The following is a 9,173-nucleotide window of genomic DNA, read 5'->3' as shown; positions in this document are numbered from 1 at the left end:
GGGGTGCTGGGGTGGGGTTGCTTGCGATGGTGCTGTCAGCCTCTGCACGTTCATCACCCTCGTTCCGCCTCGGCCCGGAGACCGGTCCACCGCTGACACCCCAGTCGGGTGCCGTGTTCGGTGTCGCGCCAGGTGTTGCGCTCGGTGCTTGCTCGGGCGCCGCCTCAGGTGCCCGCTCGATCAGCTGTTCAACCGGCCGCTCAGGGGCTCGGTCCGCCGGCTGCTCCGGGACTCGCTCCACCGAACGCTCCATGGTGGGCTCGGCAGGCTGCTCGACACGGTGCTCGAAGGCGCGCTCCACAGGACGGTCCACGGGTGGCGCCACCGGCGGCTCGATCGGGCGTTCGTCGTACGACGGCTGCTCGGCCCGGACCGGCTCTTCGGGTTCCGGGTGGTGGTGCTGGTCGCTACTCCAGCTCGCCGTTTGGTCGGTGCGCCAGCCCGAGCCGGAGACAGTCGGGGCAGGTGCGAAGTACGACGTACTGGTGGGCTGCTCTGGCTGGGAGCGGTACGGGTCCGCCGGCTGGTCCCGCGGCGCCAGCGGCTCGGGCATCGGGATCGGCAGCGAGGGGCTGAGGTGGGTCTCCGGCTCGGGCCGGCGTGGAGCCGGCGGCGGGACCAGGAAGTCGAGCTGGTCCGGGGTCGGAGCCGGGGGAAGTTCGGAACGGAAGTCGGTGCTGGGCTCGGGGCGCAGGTCGGCACTCGTCGTACCGGGCTGCTCGTCGGTGCCGAGGGTGTACCGGTTCAGCGGTGGTTCGCCGTCGCCGCGGTACTTGTCCTCAGGTTGGTCCACTCCTGTGTATTCCGCCGCCGTGTACTCCGTACCGGCGGAATGGTCCTCGACCACGCGTTGCTCCCCGAATCCATCGCTGCGGTGGCCGGTGCCCTCCGGACTGCTCCGGGGCGGCGCGACCTTGGACCCGAACACCGCGCTGTCCACACGGTTGTCCACAGTTGTGAACGACGGCTGGATCGGGTTGGTTACCGATTGCGGAGTGCGGGACCTTTGGTGTGAGGGGCTGACGCTAACAAGTCCGCCCACACTGCTTCAAGCCGTCATCCACAGGCTATGAACCTCAAATTGGGGGCAACCTGCGGCGTGTCGGGTGGACGCCGGAGCGTAGTCGTGGTGCGTGGTTGCAGTTGGTGATCAATCTGATCACTGTGTGACAGGCCAGGTTTTCCCCAGTCGTCGACTATTCTGTCCACAGGGCCTGTGGATAATTCTGGGGATACCTGGTTTGACCTGTCCACAGGCGTCCACGTACCGTGGATCGGTCGGTGTTGAACCGGCCCTTTCGTGCTGCGCTCCCGGCGGGACCACCTCAGGATCTCGATGGCGTGCAGGACCGCATCAGCGGCAGCTCCGATCCCTGGGTCTGCCGACCATCGAGTTCTCGAGTAACCGGAGTCATTCCAGTGAGCAAGCGGACGTTCCAGCCGAACAACCGTCGCCGGCACAAGAAGCACGGCTTCCGTCTTCGGATGCGCACCCGTGCGGGCCGCGCCATCATCGCCGCCCGTCGTAACAAGGGCCGTCAGCGCCTCGCGGCCTGAGCGACCTGTCGACGGTGACCACCCCGTGTTGCCTGCGTCGAACCGGTTACGCCGGTCCGACGACTTCCGTCGCGCCGTCCGTGCTGGTCGGCGAGCCGGTCGGCGCGCGGTGGTGGTCCATCTGTTGTCCCCGGACGGCGTCCGGACCGAACCCGCCCGCGTCGGATTCGTGGTGAACAAGGCGGTGGGCAACGCGGTTCTCCGGAACCGGGTCCACCGCCGTCTGCGCGCCGTACTGGCCGCGCGGCTTCCTGATCTGCCGCCCGGTAGTCTGACCGTTGTCCGCGCCCTTCCGTCGTCCGCCTCGGCGTCGTACGACGAATTGGTCGCGGATGTCGACGGCGCACTGAGCCGGCTGTCGGGGAAGCGATGAGGTTCACGGCAGTCATCAGGAATCCCGCCAAGAGTGGGATCATTGGTTTTCTCAAGTTGTACCGGCTGCTGATCAGCCCGCTGTACGGGCAGGTGTGCAGGTTCTACCCGAGTTGTTCGGCGTACGCCCTCCAGGCGGTCGAGCGCCACGGTGCGGTGCGCGGTAGCTGGCTGGCGGCGAGGAGACTCGCCCGCTGCCACCCGTGGAACCCCGGCGGCTACGACCCCGTTCCACCCACAGATGTCGACCACCGCGGAGAGACTGTCTCCGCCAATCAGCCCGGTCCGTCGGCGGACGCCGGGCCTGTGCAGCGAGGTGCTTGAGTGATTGATCTGGTTGTCCCCCAACTCGCCTTGTGGGACGGGATCGTAGACGTTTTCAACGCCGTCATGACGCCGCTGTACTGGGCGGTCTCGGCGCTGCTGGTCGGGTGGCACTGGCTGCTCTCCCAGGTGTTCGACAAGGACAGCGGCTGGGCCTGGGCGCTCTCGATCGCGGGTCTGACGATCGTCATCCGGACCCTGCTGATCCCGCTCTTCGTGCGGCAGATCCGCTCCAGCCGGAACATGCAGCTGCTGCAGCCGAAGATGAAGGAGCTGCAGAAGAAGTACGGCCACGACCGGGAGAAGCTCGGTCAGGAAATGATGAAGCTGTACAAGGACACGGGCACCAACCCGTTCTCCTCGTGCCTGCCGCTGCTGCTCCAGTCGCCGATCTTCCTGGCCCTGTTCCGGGTGCTCGACTACGCGGCCAAGGGCAAGACCCACAGCGACATCATGCAGCCGTACGTCTCCTCGCTGCAGCACGCGAAGATCTTCGGTGCGGAGATCTCGCAGACCTTCCTGAAGGCGAACGGCTCCGGCTCGGCCAACGTCAAGGCCGTCGCGATCGTCCTAATCATCCTGATGACGGCGACGATGTTCATCACCCAGCTGCAGCTGATGCGCAAGAACATGCCGAAGGAGGCCCTCGAGGGCCAGGCGGCGCAGATGCAGAAGATCATGCTCTACGTCTTCCCGGTCTTCTTCCTGATCGGTGGCTTCAACTTCCCGATCGGTGTGCTCATCTACTGGTTCGTCTCGAACCTGTGGACGATGGGCCAGCAGTTCTACGTGATCCGCCGCAACCCGGCCCCCGGCACTCCGGCGTACGACGCCATGGAGGCCCGCAAGCGTGAGCACAACAAGCGCGCCGGTCGCCCGGCCGACGAGGGCCTGCCCGGCGAGGAGGACGGCGACACCCTGACCGACCGTCGCCCGGCACAGCGCCAGCAGCCGAAGCGTCAGTCGCGCAGCGACCGCAAGACCGGCCCCGCCGCTGGTACTACGGCGGACGAGCCGGCCGCGTCGAACGGACAGACGTCGAGCACGCCGCAGCAGAACGCTGCGAAGAAGCCTCAGGCCGGAGCTGCCAAGAAGCAGCCGGCCGGCAAGAAGGGATCGGGTGCCAAGCGCCAGCCCGCGGCGAAGACCGCCGCGCAGCGCCGGGCCGCTCAGAAGAAGCCGGGCGGTTCGCGCTGATTGCGCCTGCCGCTGAGCTTCGTGCTGTGCCTTTCTTGCTCTGATTGACCCTGGGTCCCCGTGGGGCGGGCCTCGACATGATGAAGGAGTTGCCGTGACCGACGGCCTGGAGAACACCGAGACGGCGAAACCGACCGCCGCGGACCGACTGAAGGCACTGGAGGCGGAGAGCGACATCGCCGCCGACTACCTCGAGGAACTGCTCGACATCGCCGACCTGGACGGCGACATCGATATGGACATCGACGGCGATCGGGCCGCGGTGTCGATCGTCGGCGCGGACCTGAAGAACCTGGTCGGTGAGAACGGCAAGGTCCTGGAGGCGCTCCAGGAGCTGACCCGGCTGGCCGTCTACCGGGAGACCGGTGAGCGGTCCCGACTGATGCTGGACGTCTCGAACTACCGGGCGAACCGGAAGGCCGAGCTGGAGGAGGTCGGCCGCAAGGCGGTCGACGAGGTGAAGGACTCCGGTGCGCCGGTCCGCCTGGACCCGATGACGCCGTTCGAGCGCAAGGTCGTCCACGATGTCGTGGCGGCCGCGGGCCTGACGAGCGAGTCCGAAGGCGAAGAGCCCCGGCGCCGCGTGGTCGTCCAACCCGCATGACAGATTTTGGTTCTGATTCTGTTTCACGTGAAACGCCGCCGCTCGTGGAGAAGCTTTATCCACGGGCGGCGGCGCCGCTTGCGGCCTATGCCGAACTGCTGGCGACTGAGGGAACTCTGCGCGGCCTGATCGGCCCGCGGGAGGTCCCGCGGTTGTGGGACCGGCACCTGCTCAACTGTGCGGTGCTCGAGCGGCTGATCCCGGAGGGCGCCTCGGTCGGCGACATCGGTACCGGGGCCGGCCTGCCCGGGATCGTGCTCGCGATCGTCCGCCCCGATCTGCAGGTCGATCTCGTCGAGCCGCTGTTGCGACGTACGACGTTCCTCGACGAAGCGGTCGAGGCGCTACAGCTCGACAACGCGACGGTGGTCCGGGCTCGCGCCGAGGATCTGCCACGAGCGTCGTACGACGTGGTGACTTCGAGGGCAGTTGCGCCGTTGGGCAAACTGGCGGGATGGTGCCTGCCGTTGTGCGCCGAGGGAGGACTGATGCTGGCGATGAAGGGTTCGTCCGCGGAGGAGGAGTTGAACGCCTCTGAGGCCGAACTTTCGGCGCTGGGTGCCGACGTCTGGCACATTCATCAACTCGGCACGGATGAACTGGCCCAGCCGACGACTGTGGTGAGTATTGTGGCCGGACGTGCTGCAGGGGGTTCCCGGCGCGGCGGACGCAGGAGGTGAGTGGGTTGGTGAGTCGTGCCCTCGGGTGGCCCGAGAAGAGCACCGGAGAGCCGGGCAAGTCACAAGGCATCGGCTGGCCGACCGACCCCTCACCAACCGCTCCCGCCCCGGCCGACGTAGTCGTCGCGGAACAGGTCACCTCCGAACTCACGGAATCGACCCGCACCGAGTCCGCGCCTGTTGACGCGACCCCCGTCGAGCCTGCTCCCGCCGTGGACGCCGCACCGGCCGACTCCGTGCACGATGCCGCCCCTGCCGACGCCCCCACTGTCGATTCGGCACCGGTGACCTCTGCGCGCATGGACGCGGCATCCGCTAGCCCGGCATCCGCTAGCCCGGCACCTGTGGGCCAGGCGCCGATCGAAGACGTACCCGTTGAATCTGCTGCCACTGCATCTCCAGCAGCGGACGCGGCGCCGGCGGAATCGGAGCTGGTCGCGTCCCCCAAGTTCCTCACTCCTGCTGCTGGATCGGCACTCCGGACAGCCGCGGCGAGTGGTCTCGATCTCACTCCACCGTCCACGCCGGATCCCGTTTCACGTGAAACGGAGAGTTCGGGGGATGATGGTGTTTCACGTGAAACGGCGTCCCTGGTCGATGCCGACACAGACCTTCCCGAGTCTCCACTGCCTGTGGATGACGACCGCACGAAACTGCCCTCTTACGCGGGGATTCGTCCACAGAGGCCTGTGGATGAAGCTGGGGGCAGACCCGCACCAACCCCCACTGACATCCTCTTCGGGCCAAGTCCCGCACCTATTGGAATGGGCGCTATGACTGCCGCACAGATCGCCGCGCGGGCCACGTCGGACGAGCTTCAGCGACGACTTCTCGAGACCCCGATCGCCGCCGCCACCGAACGGACCCTGCTGGTGAATGAAGGACGCACTATGGGCCGCGAGTTCCCGTTGCCCGCCGAGACCCGGGTCTTCGTCGTCGCCAACCAGAAGGGTGGCGTCGGCAAGACCACCACGACGGTGAACGTCGCCGCCGGCCTGGCCCTGTACGGCGCCCGGATCCTGGTGATCGACCTCGACCCGCAGGGCAACGCCTCCACGGCGCTCGGGATCGACCACTCCGAGGGAACCCCCGGGGTCTACGAGGCGATCATCGAGAACGAGCCGCTGGGCAAGCTGCTCCAGCCATGCGCCGAGCACCCGGGCATCCAGGTGATCCCGGCGACCATCGACCTGGCCGGCGCCGAGATCGAGCTCGTCAGCATCGTGGCCCGGGAGAGCCGGCTGAAGCGCGTCCTGGACGCGCACCTGGCCGAGACCGAGGCCGCCGGTGAGAAGTACGACTACGTCTTCATCGACTGCCCGCCGTCGCTGGGTCTGCTGACGGTCAACGCGCTGACCGCGGCCCGTGAGGTGCTGGTTCCGATCCAGAGCGAGTACTACGCCCTCGAGGGTCTGTCCCAGTTGCTCCGGCACATCGACATGGTGAAGTCGCACCTGAACCCGGGCCTGGACGTCTCCACGATCCTGCTCACCATGTACGACGCCCGCACCAAGCTGGCCGGCGAGGTCGCTGCCGAGGTTCGTGGACACTTCCGGGACGCCGTACTGCGCACCGCTGTCCCGCGGTCGGTCCGGATCTCAGAAGCACCGAGCCACGGGCAGACCGTGCTCGCCTACGACCCGGCCTCGGCCGGCGCCCTGTCGTACCTCGAGGCCTCGCGCGAGATCGCCATGCGGAACAACCTCGAGGGAGCCCGATGAACACCCGACTCGGCCGCGGCCTCGGTGCGCTGATCCCGAGCAATCCCGCGCCCGGTACTCCGCAGACCCTCGGCACCAAGTCCCACTCGATCCCCGGCGCACCGCCGCGGGAGAAGGCCGGGCCTGAACTGGCCGCCGTACCCGGCGCCGAGTTCGCGGAGATCGAGGTCGGCAAGATCTCCCCGAACCCGAAGCAGCCGCGTTCGGTCTTCGACGAAGAGGCGATGGAAGAACTCGTCCACTCGGTGAAGGAGATCGGCCTGCTGCAGCCGATCGTCGTCCGCCGCCTCGAGGACGACAAGTACGAACTGGTGATGGGGGAGCGCCGCTGGCGCGCCACCCAGGCCGCCGGCCTGACCACGATCCCGGCGATCGTGCGCGACACCTCCGACGACGTCATGCTCCGCGACGCGCTCCTGGAGAACCTGCACCGCAGCCAGCTGAACCCGCTCGAAGAGGCAGCGGCGTACCAGCAGATGCTCGACGACTTCGGTTGCACGCAAGAGGTCCTCGCCACCCGCATCGGCCGGTCCCGCCCGCAGATCTCCAACACCCTCCGGCTACTGAAGCTCCCCGCCGGTGTCCAGCGCCGCGTCGCAGCCGGCGTCCTCTCCGCCGGTCACGCTCGTGCCCTGCTCGGCCTCCCCAGCGGCGACGCCATCGAACGCCTAGCCCAGCGCATCGTGGCCGAGGGTCTCTCCGTCCGCACCGTCGAAGAGATCGTCGCCCTGGGCGACATGAACGGCGACGACCCCACCCCGGCCCGCCGCCGCAACAAGCCGGTGGCCCCGCGCCTGGTCGACCTCGCCGACCGCCTCTCCGACCGCTTCGAAACCCGCGTCAAGGTCGACCTCGGCAAAACCAAGGGCAAGATCACCGTCGAGTTCGCCTCCATCGACGACCTCGAGCGCATCGTCACCCTCATGGACCCCAACAAGCCCACCAGCTGACCCCACCCGCCTTCGGCGACGCATCCAAGCCCTCCCAGGCAGCCGATGCACCCGAACCGCGTGGGGCACTGTGGCCCCACCAGCGTTGCCCGCCCGCCCCGATCCGGGACGGGCGCCCTGGCCGCGGCGCCGGATGGTGCGTCTTCCCCGACCCGCTCATGGCAGCATCCACTGAGCTTCCGGCAGCGGGTTCCGGCGCGAGGTTCAGGCAGGTGGACGCACCCCGACCCGCTCTGGCGGCTGGTGTCGTCTCCTCCACGTGCTGCTGGCGCTCAAACCGCTTGGGTGGATGTCGGCCGGCTTCGCGTGGTGAGTCCTCCCCGAACCGCTTTGGGGAGTGGGCACATTCCTCGCACCCACCGATGTGTGTCCCGCTGTGGGTAGTCCCCGGAATCCGTTCTCAGGGAGCGTCCCTCAGGTCTGAGCGCGCCGGCCCGAGGCAATGGACGGCCCGGGTGCTGGATGCCCCGGGTGCTGCATGCCCCGGGCGATGGATGGCCCAGGTGATGGATGGCCCCGGGTGATGGATGCGCCTCCGTTCGCGCATCAGCCACCTCTGCCGTCGGCAACGACACTCCTCCGGCCTGGACGACGCTCGCCCCCGCCCCGGCCGCGACTGGTGGCGTGAGACAGGAGCCAATGCTCGTACGGCGTGGTCGCGCGCCGCTCGGGTATCCGGCCCCGAGACCCTGCGCGCACACTCGCCGATCGCCACAAGCTGACTCCAGACCCCACCTCCGGTGCGGACTTCCTCAGGCCCGCCGCCCGCAGCCGTCCCGCAGATCCACAGCAACCTCAGCCCAACCCTCGCCCGCCCCAACGCGGTCTGGGGAGCACCCGCGACGGATTCGGGGGGTGGATCCTCCCCGAATCGGTTCGAGGAGCCTGCTGCGAGCGCCCTGCCCCAAGCCCCTCCCAAACCGCTTTGGGGCGGATCCGCGACGGATTTGGGGGGGGTGGATCCTCCCCAGATCCCCTCGCGGAGGGTGCCAGCGCTCCCCAAACCGGTTTGGGGAGGAACAGGGACCGGCCGGGGCGAACATCCACCCCACTCTCCAGCGACGGGTCACATGTCAGGCGACGGAGCCTCAGCTTTCCCCAGCCATAGCCCGTCCGCCTCAGGCGATGTAGAGCCGCGGTCACAGATCGCACCATCCACCGCAGCCACCGCAGCCACCGCAGCCACCGCAGCCACCGCAGCCACCGCAGCCACCGCAGCCACCGCAGCCACCGCGGCGCCCAGCGATGCTGTCTTTCGAGTCGGCCGGGAGCGGCGCTCAGCCAGAGCGCACGTGTCCGGCCGAGTCCTTTCGGGTCTTAACCCACTCGACCGCCAACGGCGGTCGACTGAAACCAGAGGGGCGCCGAGCAGAGGGCTGGGCCGGATGGCGAGGTCGGCTGCCGCGGGTTCACGTTGTCTGGGGCTGACGGGCTGTGGCTGAGGTGCGTGATGCTGGAGTTTTGCGCTGTCCGATGGACTTTGGGGACTCGGCGACGAAGATCGATCGGATAGCGCGCGCCCGGACTGCCCCGGGGTCCGAGATCGCGAGGCGGGAGTCACTTTGAGCATCCACCAGTCATCTGGACCCCGGCGGAACGGTTGAGCCGTGCTCAAGGTCGCCAGGCCGGCTCACCTTGAGCACGGTTGAACCACCTGCTTGCCGCGCGGATGCCTGACCCGTGCTCAACGTCGTACCGGCTCAGGTGGGCAACCCATAACACCAGCTTGGGGTCAGCCCATCAAGCGGGGTGGGAGGAGATGGGTCTG

Annotated in this window: 7 protein-coding genes and 2 pseudogenes; 8 read left to right on the top strand and 1 reads right to left on the bottom strand. The window is 68.1% G+C overall.

Features of this window, described 5'->3' with window-relative positions:
- Window positions 1-940 (bottom strand): annotated as a pseudogene (locus E1261_RS40610) (hypothetical protein); the annotation flags it as partial.
- A 479-nt stretch (window positions 941-1,419) separates the two neighbouring features.
- On the opposite strand from E1261_RS40610, the gene rpmH reads away from it, so the two are divergent.
- The 8 genes and pseudogenes from rpmH to E1261_RS40570 all read left to right on the top strand — a co-directional run bounded on the left by rpmH (window position 1,420) and on the right by E1261_RS40570 (window position 7,405).
- Window positions 1,420-1,557: a 50S ribosomal protein L34 gene (gene rpmH, locus E1261_RS40605; RefSeq protein ID WP_132165595.1), complete on the top strand. Its 138-nt coding sequence runs from the start codon at window positions 1,420-1,422 to the stop codon at window positions 1,555-1,557.
- Between the two features lie 25 nt (window positions 1,558-1,582).
- Window positions 1,583-1,930 carry a ribonuclease P protein component gene (rnpA, locus tag E1261_RS40600; RefSeq protein WP_132415082.1) on the top strand — a complete coding sequence of 116 codons (348 nt, stop codon included), beginning with the start codon at window positions 1,583-1,585 and terminating at the stop codon, window positions 1,928-1,930.
- A complete protein-coding gene (gene yidD, locus E1261_RS40595) occupies window positions 1,927-2,253 on the top strand; it encodes a membrane protein insertion efficiency factor YidD (protein WP_132415081.1) in 327 nt (108 codons plus the stop codon). The genes rnpA and yidD overlap by 4 nt, the downstream gene beginning before the upstream one ends.
- Before the next feature lie 3 nt (window positions 2,254-2,256).
- A pseudogene (yidC, locus tag E1261_RS40590) lies at window positions 2,257-3,234 on the top strand (membrane protein insertase YidC); the annotation flags it as partial.
- Window positions 3,235-3,544: 310 nt separating this feature from the next.
- A complete protein-coding gene (locus E1261_RS40585) occupies window positions 3,545-4,054 on the top strand; it encodes a Jag family protein (protein ID WP_202875426.1) in 510 nt (169 codons plus the stop codon).
- Window positions 4,055-4,098: 44 nt separating this feature from the next.
- Window positions 4,099-4,734 carry a 16S rRNA (guanine(527)-N(7))-methyltransferase RsmG gene (gene rsmG, locus E1261_RS40580; RefSeq protein WP_238176757.1) on the top strand — a complete coding sequence of 212 codons (636 nt, stop codon included), beginning with the start codon at window positions 4,099-4,101 and terminating at the stop codon, window positions 4,732-4,734.
- A gap of 773 nt (window positions 4,735-5,507) precedes the next feature.
- Window positions 5,508-6,455 carry a ParA family protein gene (locus tag E1261_RS46695; protein ID WP_272948643.1) on the top strand — a complete coding sequence of 316 codons (948 nt, stop codon included), beginning with the start codon at window positions 5,508-5,510 and terminating at the stop codon, window positions 6,453-6,455.
- Entirely contained in the window at window positions 6,452-7,405 is a 954-nt protein-coding gene (locus E1261_RS40570; RefSeq protein WP_132415078.1) for a ParB/RepB/Spo0J family partition protein, read from the top strand. The genes E1261_RS46695 and E1261_RS40570 overlap by 4 nt, the downstream gene beginning before the upstream one ends.
- Window positions 7,406-9,173 lie beyond the last annotated feature (1,768 nt).

Origin of the sequence: Kribbella albertanoniae (assembly GCF_004348455.1) — a bacterium.
Lineage (GTDB): Bacteria > Actinomycetota > Actinomycetes > Propionibacteriales > Kribbellaceae > Kribbella > Kribbella albertanoniae.
Note: the sequence above shows the minus strand (reverse complement) of the source record. Positions and strands in the feature narration are given on the sequence as shown.

Coding starts and splice junctions, on each gene's coding strand:
- E1261_RS40570 (WP_132415078.1), top strand. CDS start 6,452: ATGAACACCCGACTCGGCCGCGGCCTCGGTGCGCTGATCCCGAGCAAT.
- yidD (WP_132415081.1), top strand. CDS start 1,927: ATGAGGTTCACGGCAGTCATCAGGAATCCCGCCAAGAGTGGGATCATT.
- E1261_RS46695 (WP_272948643.1), top strand. CDS start 5,508: ATGACTGCCGCACAGATCGCCGCGCGGGCCACGTCGGACGAGCTTCAG.